This is a genomic window from Streptosporangium sp. H16, assembly GCF_051918855.1.
GTDB lineage: Bacteria > Actinomycetota > Actinomycetes > Streptosporangiales > Streptosporangiaceae > Streptosporangium.
The window spans coordinates 69091-92630 of sequence record NZ_JBPXMD010000025.1 but is presented as its reverse complement, the minus strand read 5'-3'; the positions used below and the strand labels follow the sequence as shown (position 1 = coordinate 92630).

At 71.0% G+C, this 23540-nt stretch carries 19 protein-coding genes; 11 read left to right on the top strand and 8 right to left on the bottom strand.

Features of this window, described 5'->3' with window-relative positions:
* Nucleotides 1-9: 9 nt before the first annotated feature.
* Both ACTOQ2_RS32535 and pdhA read right to left on the bottom strand, forming a co-directional pair.
* Nucleotides 10-987 (bottom strand): alpha-ketoacid dehydrogenase subunit beta, encoded by a 978-nt coding sequence (locus tag ACTOQ2_RS32535; protein WP_440104640.1) that lies wholly within the window; start codon nt 985-987, stop codon nt 10-12.
* Nucleotides 984-2075: a pyruvate dehydrogenase (acetyl-transferring) E1 component subunit alpha gene (gene pdhA / locus ACTOQ2_RS32530; RefSeq protein WP_344747633.1), complete on the bottom strand. Its 1092-nt coding sequence runs from the start codon at nt 2073-2075 to the stop codon at nt 984-986. The genes ACTOQ2_RS32535 and pdhA overlap by 4 nt, the downstream gene beginning before the upstream one ends.
* 430 nt (nt 2076-2505) lie before the next feature.
* Here pdhA and purS point away from each other — a divergent pair, with 430 nt between their 5' ends.
* The 4 genes from purS to purL all read left to right on the top strand — a co-directional run bounded on the left by purS (nt 2506) and on the right by purL (nt 6465).
* The gene (gene purS, locus ACTOQ2_RS32525; protein ID WP_329087025.1) at nt 2506-2751 is read left to right on the top strand and encodes a phosphoribosylformylglycinamidine synthase subunit PurS; all 246 of its coding nucleotides are present in this window, start codon (nt 2506-2508) and stop codon (nt 2749-2751) included.
* A gap of 175 nt (nt 2752-2926) precedes the next feature.
* On the top strand, nt 2927-3361 hold the full coding sequence (locus ACTOQ2_RS32520) for an ATP-binding protein (RefSeq protein ID WP_440087780.1): 435 nt from the start codon (nt 2927-2929) through the stop codon (nt 3359-3361).
* A 168-nt stretch (nt 3362-3529) separates the two neighbouring features.
* Nucleotides 3530-4213, top strand: a complete 684-nt coding sequence (gene purQ / locus ACTOQ2_RS32515; RefSeq protein ID WP_440072080.1) for a phosphoribosylformylglycinamidine synthase subunit PurQ — start codon at nt 3530-3532, stop codon at nt 4211-4213.
* Nucleotides 4210-6465: a phosphoribosylformylglycinamidine synthase subunit PurL gene (gene purL / locus ACTOQ2_RS32510; protein ID WP_440104639.1), complete on the top strand. Its 2256-nt coding sequence runs from the start codon at nt 4210-4212 to the stop codon at nt 6463-6465. The genes purQ and purL overlap by 4 nt, the downstream gene beginning before the upstream one ends.
* 293 nt (nt 6466-6758) lie before the next feature.
* Here the strand turns inward: purL and ACTOQ2_RS32505 are convergent, their stop codons facing one another.
* The gene (locus ACTOQ2_RS32505) at nt 6759-7733 is read right to left on the bottom strand and encodes a hypothetical protein (protein ID WP_440104638.1); all 975 of its coding nucleotides are present in this window, start codon (nt 7731-7733) and stop codon (nt 6759-6761) included.
* A 242-nt stretch (nt 7734-7975) separates the two neighbouring features.
* On the opposite strand from ACTOQ2_RS32505, the gene ACTOQ2_RS32500 reads away from it, so the two are divergent.
* The 3 genes from ACTOQ2_RS32500 to ACTOQ2_RS32490 all read left to right on the top strand — a co-directional run bounded on the left by ACTOQ2_RS32500 (nt 7976) and on the right by ACTOQ2_RS32490 (nt 12413).
* On the top strand, nt 7976-10024 hold the full coding sequence (locus ACTOQ2_RS32500; protein WP_440104637.1) for an adenylate/guanylate cyclase domain-containing protein: 2049 nt from the start codon (nt 7976-7978) through the stop codon (nt 10022-10024).
* A gap of 57 nt (nt 10025-10081) precedes the next feature.
* A complete protein-coding gene (locus tag ACTOQ2_RS32495; RefSeq protein ID WP_440104636.1) occupies nt 10082-10750 on the top strand; it encodes a Crp/Fnr family transcriptional regulator in 669 nt (222 codons plus the stop codon).
* A gap of 181 nt (nt 10751-10931) precedes the next feature.
* Nucleotides 10932-12413, top strand: coding sequence for an MFS transporter (locus tag ACTOQ2_RS32490; RefSeq protein WP_440104635.1), 1482 nt, complete (start codon nt 10932-10934; stop codon nt 12411-12413).
* A gap of 1 nt (nt 12414) precedes the next feature.
* Here ACTOQ2_RS32490 and ACTOQ2_RS32485 read toward each other — a convergent pair whose 3' ends face one another.
* Nucleotides 12415-13080, bottom strand: a complete 666-nt coding sequence (locus ACTOQ2_RS32485; protein ID WP_440104663.1) for a TetR/AcrR family transcriptional regulator — start codon at nt 13078-13080, stop codon at nt 12415-12417.
* A gap of 82 nt (nt 13081-13162) precedes the next feature.
* Here ACTOQ2_RS32485 and ACTOQ2_RS32480 point away from each other — a divergent pair, with 82 nt between their 5' ends.
* Entirely contained in the window at nt 13163-14599 is a 1437-nt protein-coding gene (locus ACTOQ2_RS32480) for an MFS transporter (protein ID WP_440104634.1), read from the top strand.
* 194 nt (nt 14600-14793) lie between these two features.
* Here ACTOQ2_RS32480 and ACTOQ2_RS32475 read toward each other — a convergent pair whose 3' ends face one another.
* A complete protein-coding gene (locus ACTOQ2_RS32475; RefSeq protein WP_440104662.1) occupies nt 14794-16872 on the bottom strand; it encodes a PhoX family protein in 2079 nt (692 codons plus the stop codon).
* A 159-nt stretch (nt 16873-17031) separates the two neighbouring features.
* Between ACTOQ2_RS32475 and ACTOQ2_RS32470 the strand changes: the two genes are divergently transcribed.
* Complete coding sequence (locus tag ACTOQ2_RS32470; protein ID WP_440072072.1) at nt 17032-17487, top strand: sterol carrier family protein; 456 nt, start codon at nt 17032-17034, stop codon at nt 17485-17487.
* Between the two features lie 53 nt (nt 17488-17540).
* Here ACTOQ2_RS32470 and ACTOQ2_RS32465 read toward each other — a convergent pair whose 3' ends face one another.
* Nucleotides 17541-18953: a hypothetical protein gene (locus ACTOQ2_RS32465; RefSeq protein ID WP_440104633.1), complete on the bottom strand. Its 1413-nt coding sequence runs from the start codon at nt 18951-18953 to the stop codon at nt 17541-17543.
* A gap of 160 nt (nt 18954-19113) precedes the next feature.
* Here ACTOQ2_RS32465 and purF point away from each other — a divergent pair, with 160 nt between their 5' ends.
* Together purF and purM are read left to right on the top strand one after the other, a co-directional pair.
* Nucleotides 19114-20559: an amidophosphoribosyltransferase gene (gene purF / locus ACTOQ2_RS32460; RefSeq protein ID WP_362844424.1), complete on the top strand. Its 1446-nt coding sequence runs from the start codon at nt 19114-19116 to the stop codon at nt 20557-20559.
* Nucleotides 20560-20587: 28 nt separating this feature from the next.
* Nucleotides 20588-21613 (top strand): phosphoribosylformylglycinamidine cyclo-ligase, encoded by a 1026-nt coding sequence (gene purM / locus ACTOQ2_RS32455; RefSeq protein WP_440104632.1) that lies wholly within the window; start codon nt 20588-20590, stop codon nt 21611-21613.
* 279 nt (nt 21614-21892) lie between these two features.
* Here purM and ACTOQ2_RS32450 read toward each other — a convergent pair whose 3' ends face one another.
* Nucleotides 21893-22126, bottom strand: a complete 234-nt coding sequence (locus ACTOQ2_RS32450; RefSeq protein WP_344747622.1) for a DUF3073 domain-containing protein — start codon at nt 22124-22126, stop codon at nt 21893-21895.
* Nucleotides 22127-22275: 149 nt separating this feature from the next.
* Entirely contained in the window at nt 22276-23382 is a 1107-nt protein-coding gene (locus ACTOQ2_RS32445) for a Leu/Phe/Val dehydrogenase (protein WP_440104631.1), read from the bottom strand.
* Nucleotides 23383-23540: the final 158 nt, after the last annotated feature.

Genomic DNA, 23540 nt, shown 5'->3' with positions numbered 1-23540 from the left:
AGCCCCTCCTCAGAACGCGAACGCGCGGTCGACTGCGTGCAGGACCCGGTCCAGGTCGGGCAGGTAGTAGTCCTCGAGCCGCGAGGGCGGGTAGGGGGTCGAGGGTCCTCCGGCCCTCAGGACCGGGGCCTCCAGGTGGTAGAAGCACTCCTCGGTGACGCGGGCGGCGACCTCGGCGCCGAAGCCGTTGAAGACCGGCGCCTCGTGCACCACGACGCATCGCCCGGTCCTGCGCACCGACTCCACGACCCTCGCGGTGTCGAGCGGGTTGAGCGAGCGCAGGTCCACGACCTCCAGGGAGCGGCCGTCCTCCTCGGCCGCCTTCGCGGCCTCCAGGCAGGTCTTCACCATCGGCCCGTACGCGAGCAGGGTGAGGTCCGTCCCCGGCCGCACCACCTTGGCCTCGTCGAAGGGGGTCCAGCCGGAGGGGTCGACGTCCACCTCGGCCTTCTCCCAGTAACGCCGCTTGGGCTCGAAGAAGATCACCGGGTCGTCGCAGCGGATCGCCTGCTGGATCATGGTGTAGGCGTCGGCCGGGTTGGAGCAGGCCACGACGCGCAGACCCGCCGTGTGGGTGAAGTAGGCCTCGGGCGACTCGCTGTGGTGCTCCACCGCGCCGATGCCGCCGCCGCACGGGATCCGTATGACGACCGGCAGCCTCAGCTTGCCCAGCGAGCGCAGCGGCATCTTGGCGAGCTGCGTGATGATCTGGTCGGCCGCGGGGAAGACGAACCCGTCGAACTGGATCTCGCAGACCGGCCGGTAGCCGCGCAGCGCCAGGCCGATGGCCGTCCCGACGATGCCCGACTCGGCGAGCGGGGTGTCGATGACCCGCTGCTCGCCGAAGTCCTTCTGCAGGCCGTCCGTCACCCGGAACACCCCGCCGAGCTTGCCGACGTCCTCACCCATGACGAGGACCTTGGGGTCGTCCTCCATGGCCTTGCGCATGCCCTCGTTGAGCGCCTTGGCCATCGTGAGAATGCTCATGCCTCGAACCCCTCCAGGTAGGTGGCGAACTCGGCACGCTCGGCGTCGATCAGGGAGTGCCGCTCGGCGTAGACGTTGTCGAAGATGGCCAGCGGCTCGGGATCGGGCAGCTCGAGGCAGCGCTTGCGGACGTCCCGTCCCAGCTCGTCGGCCTCGGCGTCGACCGCGTCGAAGAACTCCTGGTCGGCGATCTGGTTCTTGAACATGTAGGCCCTGACCCGCTCGATCGGGTCCTTGAGCTTCCACGCCTCCAGCTCGGCGGCCACCCGGTAGCGGGTCGGGTCGTCGGAGGTGGTGTGGGCGCCCATCCGGTAGGTGAAGGCCTCGATCAGCATGGGCCCCTGCCCGGACCTGGCGTCGGCCAGCGCCTTTCGGGTGACGGCCAGGCAGGCGAAGACGTCGTTGCCGTCGACCCGGACGCCGGGGAACCCGAACCCGCTGGCCCTGCGGTACAGGGGGATGCGCGACTGCTTCTCCAGCGGCTCGGAGATGGCCCACTGGTTGTTCTGGCAGAAGAACACCACCGGCGCGTTGAACACCGACGCCCAGATGAACGACTCGTTCACGTCGCCCTGGGAGGTGGCGCCGTCGCCGAAGTAGACGATGCTCGCGGCCTCGGCGCCGTCGCGCTGGATGCCCATGGCGTAGCCGACCGCGTGCAGGGTCTGGCTGCCGATCACGATGGTGTAGAGGTGGAAGTTGTGCTCGGCGGGGTCCCAGCCTCCGTGGTTGACGCCGCGGAACAGGCCGAGGAGGTTGACCGGGTCGACCCCCCTGCACCAGGCCACGCCGTGCTCGCGATAGGTCGGGAACGCCATGTCGGCCTCGGTCAGCGCCCGGCCGGAGCCGATCTGCGCGGCCTCCTGCCCGAGCAGCGAGGCCCACAGACCCAGCTCGCCCTGGCGTTGCAGGGCCACGGCCTCCAGGTCGACGCGGCGGACCATGACCAGGTCCCGGTAGAGCCCGCGGATCTCCTCGGGCGTCAGGTCTATGTCGTAGTCGGGGTGCTCGACCCGTTCTCCTTCGGGGGTCAGCAGCTGGATGAGCTCCGGAGGTGCTTCCGCACCACGAGAGGCGTCGGCTGTCACGTGCCGCTCCTGTGTGCTCGGGGCCGTCTGGATGGGTTCTCCACCATGGTCCGGCCGATTCGCGACGCGTTCGACCCGTCTGGTGGTGGTTCGCCCGCGCTTGTGGCCATCGTGGCAGAGGTCACATACATGTGCGCAAGACCTGCCTCGGCGTCCATATGCTCCCCGTTCCCCGCGCGTTCCCTTTCACCCGCCCGTTTCGTCCGCGTGGCGCGGAGCCGCCCCGGCCCTCTCGCGCGCACGACCCGGGCCTCGGGTTCCCGTCATCTTCGCGCGTACGACGCGGGTCCGGCTCCCGTCATCTTCGCGCGTACGGCCCGGGGTTCCTCGCGCGGGATCCGGATCCGGATCGGCCCCCGCGCCGGAGCGCGGCCGGAGCCCGTTACTCTTGAGGCGCCGGACCGTCCCCGTCACAACCAGGAGGAACACCGTGGCGCGCGTCATCGTCGACGTCATGCTGAAGCCCGAGATTCTCGACGCGCAGGGGCAGGCGATCGCCCGCGCACTGCCGCGGCTCGGCTTCTCCGGTGTCTCAGCGGTACGGCAGGGCAAGCGGTTCGAGGTGGAGCTCGAAGGGCCCGCCGACGAAGCGGCACTTGCGGACGTCCGAAAAATGGCCGAGACCCTGCTCGCCAACACGGTGATCGAGGACTACACCGTCACCGTCGAGTCCTAGGCCGTCACTCCCCGCAGATCAACCGCCCAGATCCGGCTATATCCGGCTTTATGGGCGGAGCAATCCCACGGCTTGACCACCAGTCAATAACATTACGGTTATTTTGCGGTTAGCCCGGATTCTGCAGGGAAGCCTTCTTGAGGTGACGTCTGACCCCGGGAGGAAACCGGTGGACATGGAGTTCTCGCTGGCTCTGCCGCGACAGGCCGTCGGTATTCCGATGGTCCGCAGAGCGCTCGGTGACTCCCTGCGCTCGCTCGGAGTCACGGAAGACTGCATCGCCGACATCCTGCTGGCGGTGACCGAGGCGTGCGCCAACGCCGTACGGCACGGGGGTCCGGCCAACCGCTACGAGGTCGACACCGCCGTCGGCCACGGCCGCTGCGACGTCCGCATCATCGACCGGGGCCAGGGCCTCGTCCGGGTGCCGGAGCACTACCCGCCGACCGACGCCGAGAACGGCAGGGGCCTGCTCATCATGCAGGCCGTGGTGGACGAGATCTCCTTCGACATCACCCCCGGCCGGGGCACCGTCGTGCACCTGCGCAAGCACCTCGACTGGGACGACGACGCCACCTACCCCCGCGGCCGGGTGCTCGCCGCCGTATAGGGCCGTATAAGACCGTACGGACCCGGCCACCCTCCGCTGAGCTGTGCGATCGGACACTCGGCGCCTGACCGCTCGCCGGGAGCGGATAGCCTGGGAGCACCGCCGCAGACCGACGTCCGAGTGTGTGAGACGCCGGCGCGGCGCTCGTTTGTGGAGGGGAACGCTGTCATGAGTGCTGCCCGCGTGGGCGTGGTCACTTTTCCCGGAACTCTTGACGATCAGGACGCGGCTCGCGCCGTGCGCCACGCGGGTGGCGAGGCCGTCCCGCTGTGGCACGCGGATCCCGATCTCAAGGGGGTGGACGCGGTCTTCCTGCCGGGCGGGTTCTCCTACGGAGATTACCTGCGCTGCGGGGCCATCTCCAGGTTCGCGCCGCTGATGGAGGAGCTGATCCCCGCCGCCGGAGCCGGGCTGCCGGTGCTCGGCACCTGCAACGGCTTCCAGATCCTCTGCGAGGCCCACCTGCTGCCCGGGGCGCTGATGCGCAACGCCGGGCTGCACTACATCTGCCGCGACCAGGGCATCCGGGTCGAGAACACCGCCACCCCCTGGACCACGGACTTCGCCGAGGGCCAGGAGATCGTGCTGCCGGTCAAGCACGGCGAGGGCCGCTACGTCGCCGACGAGGCGACCCTGGGCGCGCTGGAGGCGGGCGGCCAGGTCGTCTTCCGGTACACGGGCGGCAACCCCAACGGCTCCCTGAACGACATCGCGGGCATCCGCAACGAGGCCGGCAACGTCGTCGGCCTCATGCCGCACCCCGAGCACGCCGTCGAGGACCTCACCGGCGCCCCGAGCACGGACGGGCGCGCCTTCTTCTCCTCGATCCTGAAGAAGCTGGTGAACGCATGAGTCTCGACACCGTCAAGCGGGCCGAGGACACCCCCGACGAGCGCCAGCCGTACGCCGAGCTGGGCATGAAGATCGACGAGTACGAGCGGGTCCGCCAGATCCTCGGCCGCCGGCCCACCGGCTCCGAGCTGGCCATCTACAGCGTCATGTGGAGCGAGCACTGCTCCTACAAGTCGTCCAAGGTGCACCTGCGCCAGTTCGGCACCAAGGCCCCCGAGTCGGCGGCGCTGCTCGTCGGCATGGGGGAGAACGCCGGGGTCGTGGACATCGGCGACGGCTGGGCCGCCACCTTCAAGATCGAGTCGCACAACCACCCGTCCTACGTCGAGCCCCACCAGGGCGCGGCGACCGGCGTGGGCGGCATCGTCCGCGACATCATGTCGATGGGCGCCCGGCCGATCGCGGTGATGGACGCCCTCCGCTTCGGCGCGGCCGACGCCCCCGACACCCGGCGGGTGCTGCCCGGCGTGGTCGAGGGCATCAGCCACTACGGCAACTGCCTGGGGCTGCCCAACATCGGCGGCGAGGTCGTCTTCGACCCCTGCTACATCGGCAACCCGCTGGTCAACGCCCTGTGCGTGGGCCTGCTGCGCAAGGACCAGATCAAGCTCGCGGTGGCCCCGGGACCGGGCAACAAGGTCGTCCTGTTCGGCGCGCTCACCGGCCCCGACGGCATCGGCGGCGCCTCCGTGCTGGCCTCGGCCACGTTCGAGGACGAGTCGCAGGCCAAGCGCCCCAGCGTCCAGGTCGGCGACCCCTTCATGGAGAAGCTGCTGATCGAGTGCTGCCTGGAGCTGTACCAGGCGGACGTGGTCGTCGGCATCCAGGACCTCGGCGCCGCCGGAGTCTCCTGCGCGACCACCGAGCTGGCGGCCAAGGGCACCGGCGGCATGGACGTCAGGCTCGACCTCGTCCCGCTGCGCGATCCGTCGCTGCGGCCCGAGGAGATCCTGATGAGCGAGTCGCAGGAGCGCATGATGGCGGTCGTCGCCCCCGACGACATCGACGCCTTCATGGCGATCTGCGCGAAGTGGGACATCCCCGCGACCGTGATCGGCGAGGTCACCGACTCCAACCGCCTCGTGATGACCTGGCACGGCGAGACCATCGTCGACATCCCGCCGGGCACCGCGGCCGACGAGGGCCCGGTCTACGAGCGGCCGTTCCACGAGCCCGCCGGCCAGGCCGCGCTGAACGGCGACGACCCCGGCCGCCTCGACCGCCCCGCCGACCTGCGCGCGGCGCTGCTGGAGCTCCTCGGCTCGCCGAACCTGGCGTCCAAGGAGTGGGTGACCTCCCAGTACGACCGGTACGTCCGCGGCAACACCGTGCTGGCCCAGCCCGCCGACGCGGGCGTACTGCGCGTCAGCGAGGCCATGCCCGGCGCCGAGGAGACGACCAGGGGAATCGCGCTGGCCACCGACGGCAACGGCCGCTACGCCCGCCTCGACCCGTACGCGGGGGCCCAGCTCGCCCTCGCCGAGGCGTACCGGAACGTGGCCGTGACCGGCGCGACGCCGCTGGCGGTGACCAACTGCCTCAACTTCGGCTCCCCCGAGGACCCCGAGGTCATGTGGCAGTTCTCCGAGGCGGTGCGCGGCCTCGCCGACGCCTGCAAGACCCTCGGCGTCCCGGTGACCGGCGGCAACGTCTCGTTCTACAACCAGACGGGATCCGTCCCGATCCACCCGACGCCGGTCGTCGGCGTGCTGGGCGTCATCGACGACGTGGCCACGCGCGTGCGGAGCGGTTTCACCGGCGACGGCGACAGGATCGTCCTGCTCGGCGAGACCGAGGAGGAGTTCGGCGGCTCGGAGTGGGCGCACGTGGCCCACGGCCACCTCGGCGGCCTGCCGCCCGTGGCGCGACTGGAGTCGGAGCGCGACCTGGCCCTCGTGCTGGCCGAGGCCGCCTCGCGGGGGCTGCTGACCGGTTCCCACGACCTGTCGGACGGCGGGCTGGCCATCGCCCTCGCCGAGGCCTGCATCGCCCAGGGCGTGGGCTGCGAGGTCTCCCTGACGGGCGACGACGCGTTCGTCGACCTGTTCAGCGAGTCGTCGGCCCGCGCGCTGGTGACCGTCGCGCCGGAGTCGTTCGACGCCTTCGCGGAGCTGTGCGCGGCCCGCGAGGTGCCCTGCTACGGCCTGGGCACCACCGGCGGCGACTCCCTGAGCGTGGCGGGCGTCCTGGACATCCCGGTCACCGAGCTGAGGGAGACCCACACGTCCACCCTGCCGGGCATCTTCGGCTGATCGTCTCCCGGATGAGGCACTTTCGTGGGCCAGGCCTTTCACCGTCATGTGACGGTGAAAGGCCTGGCCCGTTTATATGGATCACACGGTCGGCGCCGGGGGGCGGTGCGGCGGGGACGAGGGGTCCCCGCCGCACCGCCCGCCCGTCGCGTTCCCGCGAACGGGTCGGACGATCAGGCGGCCGCGCGGATCACGTACACGACGCCCTGGGTCTTGCCATTGCCCCCGTGACCGGCGGGAACGCCTTCTCTCGATCTCGTGTCCGGCGTTCCGCGCCCGATCCGGGGTCAGGACTACATGCAGATCGCGTAGACGGTGCCGCTGGTGTTCTTGCCGCTCACGGTCCAGCCGGTGGGCGTGGAGCCGGTGGGCGTGGAGCCGGTGGGCGCGCTCGTGTAGATCTGGCTGGAAGCGCTACCGCTGCTGCTGCTGAAGCCGCCGCCCGTGGCGACCTTGCCCGAACCGCAGCTCACGCTCTGGCTGCCGCCCTGGCCACCGAAGTTGAACTGCGTGCTGACGGTGGTGACGGTGGGGGTTCCGCCGCCGCCACCCGATCCCGGCGTGCCGGGGTCGCCCTTGGGGCCCTTCAGCGACGCGATGAACTCCGCCTTGGACTTGCCCCTGTTACCCGGCAGTTCGAGCCAGACCTCGTAGGCGCTCTTACCGTCGTCGCCGTCCCTGCCGTCCCTGCCGTTCCGGCCGTCGTCGCCGTCCCTGCCGGGCTTGCCGTCGGCACCCTTGGGACCGGCCGGACCCGCCGGGCCCCTCTCGCCCTGAATGCCGTTCCTGCCGTCGTCGCCCTTGAGGCCCTGCGGCCCCTGCTTGCCGTCATCCCCCTTGGGACCCTGCGGACCGGCCTCACCCTTGAGACCCTGCGGACCGGTCTCACCCTTGGGCCCCTGCGGGCCGACGGCGCCCTTGAGGCCCCTGAAGCCCTGCTGCCCCTGCGGGCCCTGCGGTCCCTGCGGGCCCTGCGGTCCGGTGTCGCCCTTGGGACCCTGCGCGCCTCGCGGGCCCTGCGGCCCGGCGGTGGCGAGACCCTGCTGGCCCTGAGTCGTCTGCCCCCACTTGATCCGGACCTCGGTCGGCCTGCACCTGGCCGTCGCGTTGACGATCCGGGTGTAGCGCGTCTGCTTGTGGACGCACGCGTGAATCTCCGCCGTCGCCGACGAGGCGACGGCGCTGCCGCTCGCGGTGAACAACGTTCCAACGAGCACGCCAACGGTCACTGCGGCGAGCGTGCGTCCGCCCGGCAACGTGATAGCCACTGGGCTTCCTTTCTGCGACACCAGAGCATGGTGTGATGGGAGAGGTACGCGTAGTACACGTTTCAACCGTTCCAACGGTTGGCACATGAAACATCACACTTCGGTGTCGGAAGCCCGGCGATTAACTCGCCTGCCGGTACCGCCCCCGTACGGGATAATCGGACCGTTCGGGGGAACCCGCCCGCTGGGCGTGGACGAACAAGACAGGGAACCCGCAGGGTTCTCCAGACGCGGAGGCCACCGTGCCGACCATCAACCCGACAGACGCGGTCACGGAAGACCGGGCCCGACGGGAACCGTACCTACCACCGGCGACCCAGCCGATCCGCACCGTGGTGTGGGCGCTGCATCTGGCGCTGCCGATGCTCGGCCTCTGGCTGCTGCTCGCCGAGCCCGACCTGAACATCGTCCTCCATGACAACCCCAGCCACTTCTGGCTGATCATCACCATCGCCGGGGTCAACCTGGTCCTGGGCCTCATGGTCGGCGAGGCGTCGGCCCGGCGGGCGGACGCCCGGCTGCTGCTGGTCTCGCTGGTCTTCCTGAGCGGCGCGGGATCGTTCCTGGTGCACGGGCTGACCACTCCGACGGTCATCCTGGACAAAATAAGCTACGGCTTCGACCTCTCTCACCCGGTCGGTCTTCTCGTGGCCTCGGTGTTCGCGTTCGCGTCGGCACTGCCGCTGGGCGAGCGGGCGGCCGCGGCCGTGCTGAGGAACCAGATGTGGCTGCGCGGCGGTCTCGCCCTCCTGATCATCCTGTGGGGGGTGGCCTGCCTGGTGCCGCGCCTGACACCGCTCAGCGGTCCGCCTCCCGAGAACATCGGCCTGGGCGGGGTGGAGTGGGTCGGGGTGGCCCTGTTCGCGGCGGCGGCGGCGATGATGTTCCAGCTGCACCGCAGGCGCCCGGCGGTCGTGCTGATCAGCCTGGTCACCGCGTACGCGCTGCTCGCCGAGGCGCTGGTCGCGGGGTTGTCCCACCGCAACTGGCACCTGTCGTGGTGGCTGTGGCACGCGCTGCTGACCACGGCGTTCGTCTTCGTCGCCTACAGCGCCTACCTGCAGTTCCGGCGGGAGGGCACGAGCGCGGGGCTGTTCGACTCGGTGGCGCTGTCGGCGACGGTCAGCAGGATCAGGGCCGACTACGAGGCCGCCCTGGAGGAGCTCGTCGGTCACCTGCGGCGCAGGGAGGAGAGCAGGGTCCCGATCGCGACCAGGCTGGCGGGCAAGTTCGGGCTCACCGACTCGCAGGTGGCGGTGCTCGACCGGGCGGGCGAGGCGCTGGCCAACGAGCGGGAGCTGAGCGACCGGCTCGCGGCGCTGGCCGACATCGGCAGGCAGGCCCGCGTGGGCCTGCCGGAGAAGGAGATGCTGGCCCAGGGCCTCGACCGCGTGCGGCAGGCGTACGGGGACGTCCGGATCAAGCTGGTCGACAACGGCCGGGTCACCGTGAACTCCAAGGAGTACGGCCAGCGGGACTTCCCCGAGGACCAGCCGATCCGGCTGGAGGGGAAGGTCCTGCACCCGCTGACGGTGAAGGGCAGGCTCGCCGGGGCACTGGAGGTGCCGATCGGCAGGACCCCGCAGGACGAGGCGCTCGCCGCCACGCTGGCCGGCCAGATGTCCATCTCCCTGGAGAACGCCCGGCTCTACAGCGAGCTGGAGACCCTGTTCCGGCAGTACATGTCGCCGGACGTGGCCCAGTCGCTGCTCGCCGACCCGCAGACGGCGGCGCTCGGCGGCGAGCTGGTGGAGCTGACCGCGCTCTTCGCCGACCTGAAGGGCTTCACGAGCTTCTCCGAGCGGGTGGCGCCCGGCGAGATCGTCGAGATGCTGAACCGGTACCACACCGCGGCCGTGCCCATCGTGCTCGGCAACGGCGGCACGATCGTGCAGTTCGTGGGCGACGCGCTGCTCGCGCTGTTCAACGCCCCCTCCCGGCAGGAGGACCACGCCCTCGCCGCGGTGCGGGCGGGCCTGGCGATGCAGGAGGCGGCCGAGGAGATCGCGGCGGGAACGCCCGGATATCCTCGGTTCAGGATCGGCATCAACACCGGTGAGGCGCTCGTCGGAAACATCGGCAGCCCCGAGTTGCGCGGGTTCAACGCGATGGGCGACTGCGTCAACGTGGCCGCCCGGCTCGAGGGGATCGCGGAGCCCGGCAGCGTCGTGATCGGCCAGACCACCCTCGACCTGATCGGCCCCCGGGCCAAGACCCAGTCCCTGGGCTGGCTCAACCTCAAGGGTAGGGAACAACCCGTCCATGCCTACGTGCTGTCTGGGCTCTCGTAAAAGTACCTTTCGCCGCGGGAGCCGTACGAACACAATCGAGATCGCCAGGAGGTGGTTATGACTTCTTCCCCCGAACCGGGCGAATTCATCACATTGCTCACAGAAGACGAGGTAAAGGCCCTGTACGCCGCCGGGCGACCCCGGCGCTGGGACAGGGGCGCGACGATATGCACCGAGGGCGACGTGAGCGACTGGGTGCTCGTCCTGACCTCCGGCCGCGTCAAGGTGTCCTCGCACACCGCGGTCGGCGGTGAGGTGGTCCTCGCGGTGCGGGGACCGGGGGCGTTGGTCGGCGAGTTCGCGGCGATGGACGGGCTGCCCAGATCCGCCACGGTCACCGCCCTCGAACCCGTGGAGGGGATCACGGTCCGCGACTTCTCCTCGTACCTGCAGGCCCACGGGAGAGTCGCCGTCCTGCTGATGCAGATGGTGATCGGCAGGATGCGTGACGCCGACCGCAAGCGCATCGAGTACGGCGCGTTCGACACCACCGGCCGCGTGGCCACCCGGCTGGTCGAGCTGGCCGAGCGGTACGGCGAGCCGGACAACGGCGGGGTGCGGGTGGCGCTGCCGCTCTCCCAGGACGAGCTGGCCGGCTGGACGGGGGCCTCCCGTGAGGCGGTCAGCAAGGCGCTGCGCTCCCTGCGCGACCGCGGGCTGATCGAGACGGGCCGGCGCCGCGTGATCATCCACGACATGGAGGGCCTGCGTAGACGGGCCCACTGAGGACACACCGGAGCCAAAAGGGCAGTACGACCGCGTCGTACGGATCAGCGGAGGGGCGTGCCCGCCCGCGAGAGGAAGGGCACGCCCCTCCGCTGATCCGGCACGTGGACGCGGGAGCAGGACGCGCTTCGGGGTGAGACCGGATCACGGTCGACGTACAACGTACGTCAGACTGGGAGCCATGGTCGCAATTCCCCAAGACCTGCCCGGATCCCCCGAATACCTATCAAAACTCCGCTACGCGTGGCGGGTCTGCTCGGTCACCAGCCTCGGTCTGGTCATGATCGGCATCTCCGGCAGCACCCTGAACGTGGCGCTTCCCACCGTGGTCAGGCACTTCCACGCGGACGCGTTCTCCGCGGGCTGGGTCCTGCTCGCCTTCCTGCTCGTCAACACCGCGACGCTGGTGTTCTTCGGACGGGTGGCCGACCTGCTCGGCCGCCGGGAGATCTACCTGGCGGGGTTCGTCCTGTTCACCGCCGGATCGTTGCTGGCCGGGCTCTCGCCGGGCATCTGGTTCCTGATCGCGATGCGCGCGGTGCAGGCGGTCGGCGCCGCGATGATCCTCGCCAACGGAACAGTGATCATCACCGACGCCTTCCCTCCCGACCGGCTCAGCCAGGGCATGGGCGTCTACATCGGCACCCTCTCGGTCGCCCAGCTCGCCGGTCCCACCCTGGGCGGCCTCGTCGCCGAGACCGCCGGCTGGCAGTGGATCTTCTGGATGAACGTGCCCGCCGGGTTGATCGCCCTCACCTGGGGAGCGTTCACACTGCGCCGCGTCCCGCGGGGAGAGCGCCGGCCGGTGGACGCGCTCGGCAACCTGATCGTGTTCGCCGCCCTCTCCGCCGCCCTGATCGCGCTGTCCGAGGCGGGCTCGCGCGGCCTGTCGAGCCCCGTGGTGATCGTCGGCGCGGCGATCGCGGCGGTGCTGGTGCCGGTACTGGTCGCGGTGGAGCGCCGGGCCTCGCATCCCGTGCTCGACCTGCGGCTGTTCGGCGAGCGCATGCTGGCCTTCGCCAACCTCGCCTCCTTCTGCAACGCGCTGGCGCGCTCGGCGCTGATCCTGCTGGTCGCCCTCTACTTCCAGGCCGCCAGGGGCGTCGACGCCGTCACCGCGGCCCTGGGCGTGCTCCCCGTCCCGATCGGCATGGCGCTCGCCTCCCCCGTCGCCGGCGCCCTCGGCCGCCGCGTCAGGCCGTACGCGCTGTCGGTGGGCGGCGCCCTGATGAGCGCGACCGGGCTGGGCGTCCTGCTCCTGAACACCGACCCCGTCACGCCGTACTGGATCATCGCGGTGGGCCTGTTCCTGTGCGGCTGCGGCAGCGGCACCTTCCTGACCGGCAACACGACCCAGGTCATGTCCGCCCTGCCCGCCGGGAGCCTGGGCGTGGTGAACGGCTTCCGGCTCATGATCATGAATGTCGGGATCGTGCTGAGCGTCGCCCTCACGCTCAGCGTCCTGACCGGCTCGGTCAGCGCCGAGCTGCGCGGGCAGGTGTACGCGGGCACGCTGTCGCGCGTCTCCCCCGTCGCCGTCGAGCACCTGATGACCGGTTTCCAGCGGACCTACGCCGTCCTGTTCGCCGTCGCGCTCACGGGCGCCCTGACGGCCGCCCTCGCCCGTCCCCGCCGCTCCGGCCGCGCGGGGTCGCCCTCCTGAGTCAGTGCCCTCCTGAGCGGGCGGACAGCGCCTCGATGCCGGCCATGAGGAGGTCGACGCCGAAGGTGTCGTAGAGGTCGGGGGCGCCGCCCTCGGAGAGGGGCACGGCCATCTCCACGATGTGCGGGTAGACGTCCGGCGGCAGCGACTGGAGCCTGAGCCGCTTGAGACGCATCCGCTCGGCCGCCTCCTGCTCGGAGAGCCCGGGAGGGCAGGGCTTCCTCGGACCCGCCGCCAGCGCGATCGCGCCGCTGAGCAGGTACTGGGAGATCATGCAACTCTCGTCGCCGGAGAACCCGCCGCGCTTGGCGAGACCGAGGGCCGTGTCCCAGACCGCCAGGTAGGCGGGCACCTCCATGTGGTCCACCGCGCCCAGCACGTCCGCCGCGCACGGGTGGCGCCGGAGCACCCTGACCAGGCCCGCGACGAGCTCGCGGAGCCCCTCCTGCCACGGGCCCCTGTAGCCGCCCTCGATCACGAAGCCCTCGATCAGGTGGCCCGCCATGCCGGCGGTCAGCTGCTCTTTGTTCTTGAAGTGCCAGTAGAGCGCCATCGGGGTGACGCCCAGCTCCTGGGCGAGCCTCCGGATGGTCACCGCCGCCAGCCCCTCGGCGTCGCCGATCTCCAGCGCCTGCTCGACGACCGCCTCGCGGGTCAGTTTCCCCATCACGCTTGACAACTATACGCCGTACGGGTTCCACTGTGCACCGTACATGTACGCCGTATAAGTACAACGTAGAGGACGAGGAATGACGGACACCCGCAGGTGGTGGGCGCTGGGAGCGATCTCGCTGGCCACCTTCATGACATATCTCGACAACAACGTGGTGAACGTGGCGCTGCCCACGATCCAGCGCGACCTCGGGCTGAGCATCTCCGGGCTGGAATGGATCGTGAGCGGCTACATCCTGGTGTTCGCCGGGCTGATGCTCGTCGGCGGGCGCCTGGCCGACGTCTTCGGGCGGCGGCGCGTCTTCCTGATCGGCCTCGTCGTGTTCACCGCGGCCTCGTTCGCGGCCGGGATGGCCACCGACGGCGGCGTGCTGATCGCCACCCGGGCGGTGCAGGGCGTGGGGGCGGCGTTCCTCACCCCCACGGCGCTGGCCCTGCTCACCTCGATCTTCCCCGACACCAGGGAACGCGCGACGGCGGTCGGCCTGTGGAGCGCGGTCGGTGCGCTCGCCCTCGCCCTCGGCCCGCTGACCGGCGGGTTGATCAGCGAGCGCTGGCACTGGGGCTGGATCTACCTGATCAACGTGCCGATCGGGATCGTGACGCTCGGCCTCGGCCTCTGGGCGATCAGGACGGCCCCCCAGGAGACGGTACGGCGCGGCCTCGACGTCCCGGGCCTGGTGACGTCGAGCCTGACGCTGTTCGCGCTGACGTACGCGCTCATCGAGGGCGCGGGGGCCGGATGGACCTCCCCGGAGATCCTGGGCGCCTTCGGGATCGCGGTCGTGTCGGCGCTCGCCTTCGTCACGATCGAGCGCCGCGGCCGGGAGCCGATGATCGACCTGTCGCTGTTCCGGTCGCGGGTGTTCAGCGGGGGCACGCTGTCGATGGGCCTGTGGTCCTTCGGGGTGTTCGGCATCTACTTCTTCACCGCGCTGTACCTGCAGAACGCGCTGGGCTTCTCGCCGATCGAGGCTGGGGCGGCGTTCGTGCCGATGGCGCTGGTGATGGCCGTCACCGCCACCCTCGCCCCGAGGCTTGACCGGACCCTGGGCACCGCGCGGACCGTGGCGGCCGGGCTCCTGCTGATGGCCGTGTCGGTGTTCGGGATCTCGTTCGTCGGGGAGGGCGGGTCGTTCGGTGACCTGCTGCCGTGGTTCCTGGTCTACGGGGTGGGCGGCGGCATGCTGGTGCCGCTCACCACCGCGATCCTCGGCGCGCTCCCGGCGGGCAGGACGGGGGTCGCCTCGGGCGTGCTGAACGTCTCGCGCGAGATCTTCGGCCTGCTCGGCATCACGGTCCTGGGGGCGATCCTCGGCGCGCGGCAGTCCTCGCTCCTGGCGGAGGGCGCCGGGCAGCTGACCGCCTTCCTGGACGCGTACCGGTACACGCTGGTCGTCGCCGCGGCCATCGTGCTGGTGGGCGTGCCGGTGAGCCTGCTGTCGCTGCGGGCCTCCCGGCCCGCAGGCCCACCGGTGGTCACCGAGGAACGTCCCGCCGTACCGGTGGGTTAGGTTCCCGGACACGCGGAAGGACACCGGCTCGCGTCCCCGGGGTGGGACGCGAGCCGGTGCCGGAAGCGGTGCGAGCCGGCGGCCGGATCGGGACCAGGTCCACGTCCCCCCGAGCGGGCGCGGGCCGGTGTCCGGACGGGGCCGGTGCCGGGACGCGAACCGCGGGCGGACGCGGGTGCGAGTCGGCGGCCGGATCAGGAGCCGATCTTGCCGCCCTTCGCGTGCCAGGCGACCACGACGGACGGGCGGGGCTGGGAGTTGCCGCCGTCGGGCCAGTGGCTGCTGGGGGTCTCGGGGGTGGCGCCGTCGGTCTCGCCGGGGTGCTGCACGGCCACGAAGACGCTGCGCTGGTCCGCGCTGACCAGCGGGCCGCAGGTCTCCGCGCCGACCGGCACGCTCAGGAACTGCTTCAGGTGACCGCGCTCGGGACCGCGGACCGGCATGGCGAACAGGCCGTCGTTGGCGCCGAGCTGGTTGCCGTCGGTGGAGATCCAGAGGTTGCCGTCGGCGTCGAAGGCGACGTTGTCCGGGCAGGAGATCGGCGAGACCTTGGTCTTGTCGAACCCGGCGAAGTAGGTCGCCGGGTCGTTCGGGTCGCCGCAGACCAGGGGCAGGGACCAGGCGAAGGTCGTGGCCCCGGCGTCGTTGCGCCGCTCGACGATCTCCAGGACGTGGCCGTGCTTGTTCGCCGGACGCGGGTTGGCCTCGTCCACCTGGGCAGGGGTCCGGTTGCCGTTGTTGGTCAGGGCCACGTAGACGCCGCCGGTGACGGGGTTGCGCTCCACGTCCTCGGGACGGTCCATCTTGGTCGCGCCGACCTTGTCGGCCGCCGTACGGGTGTAGACGAGCACCTCCGCGGCCGTCATCCCGGGGACGTGCGAGACCTTGCCGGTGACCAGCGGGATCCACTCGCCCGAGCCGTCGAACTGCCCGTCGGCGGGGAGCTTGCCGGTGCCGTCGATCTCGGTGGCCGGGCTGTCGCCGGTGAACTTCGCCACGTACAGCGTGCCGTCGTCCAGCAGGGTCCGGTTGTGCCGGTCGAAGCCCCGGATGTAGCGCTCCCGGGAGACGAACTTGTAGACGTACTCGAACCGGGAGTCGTCGCCCATGTAGGCCACCACCCGGCCGTCGGCGGCCAGGGAGACGGTGGCTCCCTCGTGGGCCATCCTGCCCAGGGCGGTGCGCTTGATCGGGGTGGAGTCGGGGTCGAACGGGTCGATCTCCACGATCCAGCCGGCGCGGTTGACCTCGTTCGGGTGCTTGGCCAGGTCGAAACGCTCCTCGACCCTGTCGAACCTGCGGTTGCCGCTCGGGATGCCCGTCGTGGTGTTCACCCCGTACCGGGCGAGGTACGGCTTCTGCGCCTCGGGCACGCCGTTGCCGTTGACGAAGTACTGGTTGAAGTTCTCCTCACCGCTGAGCACCGTGCCCCACGGCGTGGTGCCGCCCGCGCAGTTGTTCAGCATGCCGATCGGCGTGGTGCCCTTGGGGTCGGCGGCGGTCCTCAGCAGGGCGCTGCCGGCCGCGGGGCCGGTGAACTTCATGGGGGTGTGCACGGTGACGCGGCGGTTGTAGCGGCGGGAGCCCCGGGTGACCAGCTTCCACTGGCCGGACCCGCCCACCCGCTCGATCTCGACCACCGAGCCGCCGTGCGCGGCCATCCCGATCCTGATCTGCTCCTCCGTCGCGGAGGTGCCGTCCGTGTAACCGCGGAACATCAGGGTCTCGTCGCTGTACTCGTGGTTGACCCAGAGCAGGCCCCGGTGCTGCCCCATCGGGAAGAGGGTGACGTAGTCGCAGTTGTAGCCGAACTGCTTGGCCTGCGCGGCGGCCGTCTGGTTCTCGAAGTCGAACGCGGGGGCGCCGGGCAGAACCGGGTCGCCCCAGCGCACCACGGCCGCCGACAGGTAGCCCGCGGGGACCGTGACCTTGTCGTCGGTGTTCGGCGCGACGGCGGTGAAGCGGAGACCGCTCTTCTGGCCGTGGTCGTGACCGTGGCCCCCGCCGAAGGTGCTCGCGTCCACGTCCGGGTCGGCGAGGGCGGGGAGCGTCGTGCCGATCCCGACCCCGGCGACGACGGCGCCCAGGGCACCGGCCCGCAGCACGCCGCGACGGGTCATCGCCTCGGCGACCACGTCGCCGAAGTAGCTGTTGTCGCTGGTGTTCGTCACATCGTGGGCGCACTGGTCACCGCAGCGGAACCGGCAGGTGAGCGCGCTGCGTCCACCCTTGTGCGGGCTCGTGAGCAGGGGGAGCAGTCGGCGCGGCGACATGTTCGCCACAGGGTCCTCCAAAAAGGGGCGAGGTCTTTCGGCCCGGAGGCTACGCGAGCCGGTCGAACCCGAGGTGAACGACGTTGACCGGGACGATGAACCGTTTGCCGGAACGAGCCGTCCGGGGCGCTGTCCCGGGACGCGGCTCCGGCGGGCATCATGGATCACGTGCCACCTCACAAGCCCGACGCGGCCAAGGTCCGCGCCGCCCTCGACACCCAGCTGAGCGCTCTCGACGAGCCGCCCTACGACGGACCCGGAGGGCTCGCGGCGCTGCTGGGCGCCTGCGTGAGCGTGGTGATGAGAGCCTTCGAGCGGGGGGTCCGCCCGGAACGGGAGATCACTCGCTTCGCCGTACGGCACCTGCTGGACGAGCTGGCGACGGCCGCGCCGGGCCGGACCGTCGAGGTCCGGGTCCCGCCCTACGCGGCGGTGCAGTGCGTCGAGGGTCCCCGCCACACCCGGGGCACCCCGCCCAACGTGGTGGAGACCGACGCGCGCACCTGGCTGGAACTCGCCACCGGCGGCCTGACCTGGTCCGAGGCGATGGCCGCCGGAAAGATCGCGGCGAGCGGGGCCCGCGCCGACCTGTCCGGCCACCTTCCTCTCCGATAGCCGCCCCAGGCAGGCCGTGTCTCCCATCGACCCCCGTCGACCCCCGTCCGCCGTTACGGGGCGGCCGGCACCTGGACGCCGAACCTGTCCTCGATGCAGCGCCGCTGCAGCTCCGGCGGCAGGTTGACGCAGTCGCCGACCTTGCTGTAGAGCCAGCTCAGGAACACCGCGGCGATCACCAGGGTGAGAAGGCTCAGCGCGATCCCCACCCAGGCCCGGCCCGGTCTGGACTTCTTGGCGAGCGCGACGATGCCGACGATCAGACCGACGATCGCCACCAGCACGCCGAGGCCGCAGATGACGAGCGACACGATCGCGACGATCCCGAGCACGAGCGCGGCGGTGCCCAGCCCGCCGCCGGGCTTGCGCCCCTCGTCCTGGTACGCCGGGTAGGGCGTGGCGTACGGATAGCCGGGCGCGCCCGGAGGGGCCGGGTACGGTGTGCCGCCCTGGAGCGGCTGGGAGGGACCGGTCGCGGGTGACGGCTGCGCACCGGGACCGCCGTAGGGCTGCCCGGCCTGCTGCGCCTCCCCGTACGTGGGCTGCTCCCCGTGGCCATACCGTCCCGTTTGCTGTGAATAACCCGGCTGGGGCGCTCCCGGGGTGCCGGGAACGGGCGGCCGGTCCGCCTGGAAGCCACCGGCGGGCTCGGCAGGCTCGGCGGGCTCGGCGGGCCGCTGCGGGGTCGCAGGTTCCCCGGAGGACGCCGGTTGCTCGTAGCGCGACGGCGGGGTGGGGGCGGCCGGTGTCCCCGGGTGGTCTGTCCCCCCGGGCCGGTCGGACTCGCCGGAGGTCTCCGAGGCGCTCTCCCAGCCGGGGTAGGCGGACGGCGTGGTGCCCGGCACCGTGTAGGGCTGTCCCTCGGGCGCCGCCCCCTCACGGGTGCCTCCGGGCGCGGCGTACGGGCCGCCCGCCTGGTCGGGTGGCGGCACCTCCGGCGCGGTCGGCGTGTCCGGATGCGGCGGAACCTGTGGTTCGGCGGGAATCGCGGACGGCGGCCAGGTCGGGGTCTCATTGGGATCAGGCACAGGTGTCTCGGGATCCGGCTCCTCCCACGGCTCCGGAGTCGGCGGCGTCTGCGTCCCCGACCCCCACACGGAACCCTCGCCGGGCTCCCGGCCCTGTGGCTCGGCCCGGCCGGGGATCTCCGTCCACCCGGTCGGCTCGGCCCGGCCGGAAGGCTCGGCGGAACCGGCCTGGCCAGGAGACTCGGCGGAACCTGAGGGGTCGGCCCACCCCGTGGACTCGCCCGCCGGGGCGGGGGGTTGCCGCCACGTGGGCGGCTCGTTCGAAGGAGGGACGGGCCAGGCGGTCGTCTCCGGGACGGCGGGCTCGTGCTCGCCGGGGACGGCCGCCTCCTCGGAGGTGTCCTGTGGCTCCTCCGAGCCGGACCCTTCCTGCTCTGGGCGCCTGTCCCGCGGCACTCGCCGTGGGTCGGGCTGGTTCGGGTCCACAGGTGTTGTCACGTCTCTTCTCCCGACGCTCGGGCATGCCGGATATCTCACACTCCCCTGTCAGCCACCGGCGAAACAGGATGACACGGCAAAACACCGATGATCGTTCGGTCAGGGTGCTACATGCCGCGGAACGGACCCTGGGTGCGAGCAGGGAAGAAGCCGACCTAGAATGAAGCATGTGCTGAAGGGCGACGGCCATCTGAGCCATGACCTTGATCCTCACGACCGGCCTCCGAAGGACGCATGTGGCGTCTTCGGGGTGTGGGCCCCTGGGGAGGAAGTCTCCAAACTCACCTACTACGGGCTGTACGCGTTGCAGCACCGCGGCCAGGAGTCCGCGGGCATCGCGGTCAGCGAGGGCAGCAGGATCCTCGTCTACAAGGACATGGGCCTGGTGGCCCAGGTCTTCGACGAGTCCGTGCTCGGGACCCTCCGCGGCCACCTGGCGATCGGCCACTGCCGCTACTCGACGACCGGGTCGAGCGTCTGGGAGAACGCGCAGCCGACGCTGAGCTCGACCGAGTCCGGCGGGCTCGCGCTCGCCCACAACGGCAACCTGATCAACACCCCGGAGCTGGCCAGGCGCCTGGCTCCCGGATCCACCAGGGCGACCACCGACACCGAGGTGCTGACGACGCTGCTGGCCCAGGACCGCAGCCAGTCCATCGACGACGCGGCGGCCGAGCTGCTTCCGCAGGTCAGGGGCGCCTACTCGCTCGTCTTCATGGACGAGAAGACTCTCTACGCGGCCCGCGACCCGCAGGGCGTCCGCCCGTTGGTCCTCGGGCGCCTGGAGCGCGGCTGGGTGGTCGCCTCGGAGACCGCGGCGCTGGACATCGTGGGCGCCACGTTCGTCCGCGAGATCGAGCCGGGCGAGCTGATCACCATCGACGAGCGCGGCGTGCGCTCGCGCAGGTTCGCGCTCGCCGAGCCCAAGGGCTGCCTGTTCGAGTACGTCTACCTGGCCCGCCCGGACACCACGATCGCCGGGCGCGGCGTGCAGACCACGCGCGTCGAGGTCGGCCGCGTGCTGGCCCGCGAGCACCCGGTCGAGGCCGACCTGGTCATCCCGACCCCCGAGTCGGGCACTCCCGCCGCCGTCGGCTACGCCGAGGAGAGCGGGATCCCCTACGGTCAAGGTCTGGTCAAGAATTCCTACGTGGGCCGGACCTTCATCCAGCCGTCCCAGACGATCCGCCAGCTGGGCATCCGGCTGAAGCTCAACCCGCTGAAAGAGGTCGTCGCGGGCAAGCGCCTGGTGGTCGTGGACGACTCGATCGTGCGGGGCAACACGCAGCGGGCGATCGTCAAGATGCTGCGCGAGGCGGGCGCCACGGAGGTGCACGTCCGGATCTCCTCCCCGCCGGTCAGCTGGCCGTGCTTCTACGGCATCGACTTCGCCACCCGGGCCGAGCTGATCGCCGGTTCGCTGAGCGTGGAGGAGATCCGCGCCTCGCTCGGCGCCGACTCGCTCGGATACATCTCGCTGGAGGGCCTGACCGCGGCCACCACGATCCCCGCCGACCGGCTCTGCCGTGCCTGCTTCGACGGCGAGTACCCCATCCCGATCGACCAGGACAACGTGGGCAAGTACGTGCTGGAGGCCAAGCGTTGAGCGGGCCGGGCGCGCAGAGAGAGGCTTCATGACCAGCTACGCGGCCGCCGGAGTGGACATCGACGCGGGCGAGCGCGCCGTCGAGCTGATGAAGTCGAAGGTCGCGCGGGCGCGCAGGCCAGAGGTCGTGGACGACGCCAGCGGTTTCGCCGGCCTCTTCGACGCCTCGGCCCTGCTGTCGTACCGGCGGCCGCTGCTCACCACGTCGACCGACGGCGTCGGAACCAAGGTCATGCTGGCCCAGCGGCTCGACAAGCACGACACGATCGGGATCGACCTGGTCGGCATGGTCGTCGACGACCTGGTCGTCTGCGGCGCCGAACCGCTGTTCATGACCGACTACATCGCCTGCGGCAAGGTGGTCCCCGAGCGGATCGCCGAGATCGTGGGCGGTGTCGCCGAGGGCTGCCGCCTGGCGGGCTGCGCTCTCGTCGGCGGGGAGACCGCCGAGCACCCCGGGGCCATGGAGGCCGGCGAGTACGACCTCGCGGGTGCCGCCACCGGGGTGGTGGAGGCCGACAGGATGCTCGGCCGCGACAGGGTCCGCGCGGGCGACGTGGTCCTCGCGCTGGCCTCCTCGGGCGTGCACTCCAACGGTTACTCGCTGGTCAGGCACATCATCGACCGGGCCGGGCTGTCCCTGGAGGCCGAGCTGCCCGAGCTGGGGCGGACGCTGGGCGAGGAGCTGCTGGAGCCGACCAGGATCTACTCCCTCGACTGCCTGGAGCTGGCCCGCGCGGTCGACGTCCACGCGTACGCCCACATCACGGGCGGCGGCCTGGCGGGCAACCTGTCCCGCTCGCTGCCCCCCCGCCTGGACGCGCTGCTCGACCGCTCGTCGTGGACCCCGCCCGCCGTCTTCGAGGTGCTCGCCGGGCACGGCGGAGTGGCTCAGGCCGACATGGACCGGACGTTCAACCTGGGTGTGGGCATGGCCGCGGTCGTCCCCGCCGAGGCCGTGGATCCGGCCCTGGCGCTGCTCGGGGAGCGCGACCTCCCCGCCTGGGTGCTCGGCGAGATCGTCGAGGGCTCGGGCCAGGCTCGTTTCCGCTGATCCGCCCGCCTCCCCGGCGAAGGCGGCCCCGCCGCTCCCGTGTCCCTCCCGGCCGGTCTCACCGGCCGGGAGGGGTGCGCCGGATCCTGCTCACCGGTCCGAACGGATCTTGTCACCGGTCCGGAGAGCCGCGAAGGGGTGCGCCGGATCCCCGGCGGGTACGGCGAAAAGCGCTCCGGACCACCGGAGCGCCGCATATTGTCGACTCGTAGCGAGAAGAACACCCGGTGGACTGTGCTCACCACCGGGTGTCCTGCTCACCGTCAATCTGGAATCCGCCTAGCGGCGGCCGGATGTCCCGTCGTCGCGGTCATCTCCGGAGCCGAAGTCATCGGCGTAATCGGCGTACCGATCCGCCAGCTCGTCGTAGGCGTCGTTGGAGTCGTCATTGTGGTTGGAGTCGTCTCTGACTCCGAGCTCGTCGCGCAGACGCTCAAGATCAGTGCCACCGCTGTTGTACTTCAGCTGGCGAGCAACCTTGACCTGCTTGGCCTTTGCTCGGCCGCGCCCCATTGGCTCGACCCCCTCGTGTGGGGTCGTGCCCGACCCCTCGTCGCTAACGCACCACGCACTGACGCCACCTGACTTAGGCGTCAGCTCTCGTTCGCCTACAACCGTACCCGTTTTACGCCCGGCTCGGTACGTCGTATGGGCGTGTGGGGCTAGTGGCCCAGCCAAATGCCCCTAATTCGCCCGACTTCCGACATTCTGCGCTCAGCCAGCCTATCGGCTGCGACGGCCGGAGGGACGCCATCCTCCGCCGCACTAGAGAAGATCTTGAGAGTCGTGTCGTAGATCTGGGTGGCCTTTGCCTGGGCCCGCTCCATGTTGAATCCCCTGATCTCGTCCGCGACCTGGATGACGCCGCCGGAATTGACCACGTAGTCGGGCGCGTAGAGGATCCCGCGGTCGGCGAGCTGCTTCTCCACGCCGGGGTGGGCCAGCTGGTTGTTGGCCCCGCCGCAGACGATCGTGGCGCGCAGGCGGGCCACCGTCTCGTCGTCCAGCGCCCCGCCGAGTGCACACGGCGCGTAGACGTCGACGTCGGCGGCGGTGAGCTCCAGCCGGTCGGCGACGACCTCGACCCGGGGGTGGATCCGTCGCAGCCGTTCCACGGCCCGCTCGCTCACGTCGCAGACCACGACCTCCGCGCCGTCCTCGATCAGATGACCGACCAGGCGGTGGCCGACCTTGCCCACACCCTCGACGCCGACGCGCCTGCCGCGCAGTGTCGGCGTCCCGTACGTGTGCTCGGCGGCGGCGCGCATGCCCTGGAACACGCCGAGGGCGGTCAGGATCGACGAGTCGCCGGCCCCGCCGTTGGCCAGCGTGCGGCCGGTCACGTAGGAGCACTCGCGGGCCACGATGTCCATGTCCTCGCTGTAGGTGCCCACGTCGCACGCCGTGTAGTAGCGGCCCCCGAGCGACTGGACGAACCTCCCGTAGGCGCGCAGCAGCGCCTCGCTCTTGTCCTTCGCCGGGTCGCCGATGATGACGGCCTTGCCGCCACCGAGGTCGAGCCCCGCCAGGGCGTTCTTGTAGGCCATCGCCCGCGAGAGGTTGAGCACGTCGGCCAGCGCGGCCTGCTCGCTCTCGTAGGGATAGAACCTGGTGCCGCCCAGGCCGGGGCCCAGGGCGGTGTTGTGGATGGCGATGATCGCGTGAAGGCCGCTGCGCTCGTCGGAGCAGAAAACGACCTGCTCGTGCCTCGCCTGGCCACCGGTTGCCGGGCCCGCGTCCTTGTGGGACAGCCCGAAGACGTCGGTCACTGTGGTGACTCCCAGTCGTTCGTTACCGCCGCACCGTCGCGGCGGAGATCACCCTCAGCGTAACCACATGTCCGTAAAGGCACGACGTGCGCGAACGTCCCATCTCAATGGCCGAGACGACCACCGCGGAAGCCGGTCCGCTACGGACAACGGCCGGT

Excerpts from the sequence above, each read along its gene's own strand:
- purQ (WP_440072080.1), top strand. The coding sequence starts at position 3,530 with ATGAGTGCTGCCCGCGTGGGCGTGGTCACTTTTCCCGGAACTCTTGAC.
- purM (WP_440104632.1), top strand. The coding sequence starts at position 20,588 with ATGACCAGCTACGCGGCCGCCGGAGTGGACATCGACGCGGGCGAGCGC.
- ACTOQ2_RS32475 (WP_440104662.1), bottom strand. The coding sequence starts at position 16,872 with ATGTCGCCGCGCCGACTGCTCCCCCTGCTCACGAGCCCGCACAAGGGT.
- ACTOQ2_RS32480 (WP_440104634.1), top strand. The coding sequence starts at position 13,163 with ATGACGGACACCCGCAGGTGGTGGGCGCTGGGAGCGATCTCGCTGGCC.
- ACTOQ2_RS32490 (WP_440104635.1), top strand. The coding sequence starts at position 10,932 with ATGGTCGCAATTCCCCAAGACCTGCCCGGATCCCCCGAATACCTATCA.
- ACTOQ2_RS32520 (WP_440087780.1), top strand. The coding sequence starts at position 2,927 with ATGGAGTTCTCGCTGGCTCTGCCGCGACAGGCCGTCGGTATTCCGATG.
- purL (WP_440104639.1), top strand. The coding sequence starts at position 4,210 with ATGAGTCTCGACACCGTCAAGCGGGCCGAGGACACCCCCGACGAGCGC.
- ACTOQ2_RS32485 (WP_440104663.1), bottom strand. The coding sequence starts at position 13,080 with ATGGGGAAACTGACCCGCGAGGCGGTCGTCGAGCAGGCGCTGGAGATC.
- purF (WP_362844424.1), top strand. The coding sequence starts at position 19,114 with ATGAAGCATGTGCTGAAGGGCGACGGCCATCTGAGCCATGACCTTGAT.
- ACTOQ2_RS32450 (WP_344747622.1), bottom strand. The coding sequence starts at position 22,126 with ATGGGGCGCGGCCGAGCAAAGGCCAAGCAGGTCAAGGTTGCTCGCCAG.
- ACTOQ2_RS32495 (WP_440104636.1), top strand. The coding sequence starts at position 10,082 with ATGACTTCTTCCCCCGAACCGGGCGAATTCATCACATTGCTCACAGAA.
- ACTOQ2_RS32470 (WP_440072072.1), top strand. The coding sequence starts at position 17,032 with ATGGATCACGTGCCACCTCACAAGCCCGACGCGGCCAAGGTCCGCGCC.
- ACTOQ2_RS32535 (WP_440104640.1), bottom strand. The coding sequence starts at position 987 with ATGAGCATTCTCACGATGGCCAAGGCGCTCAACGAGGGCATGCGCAAG.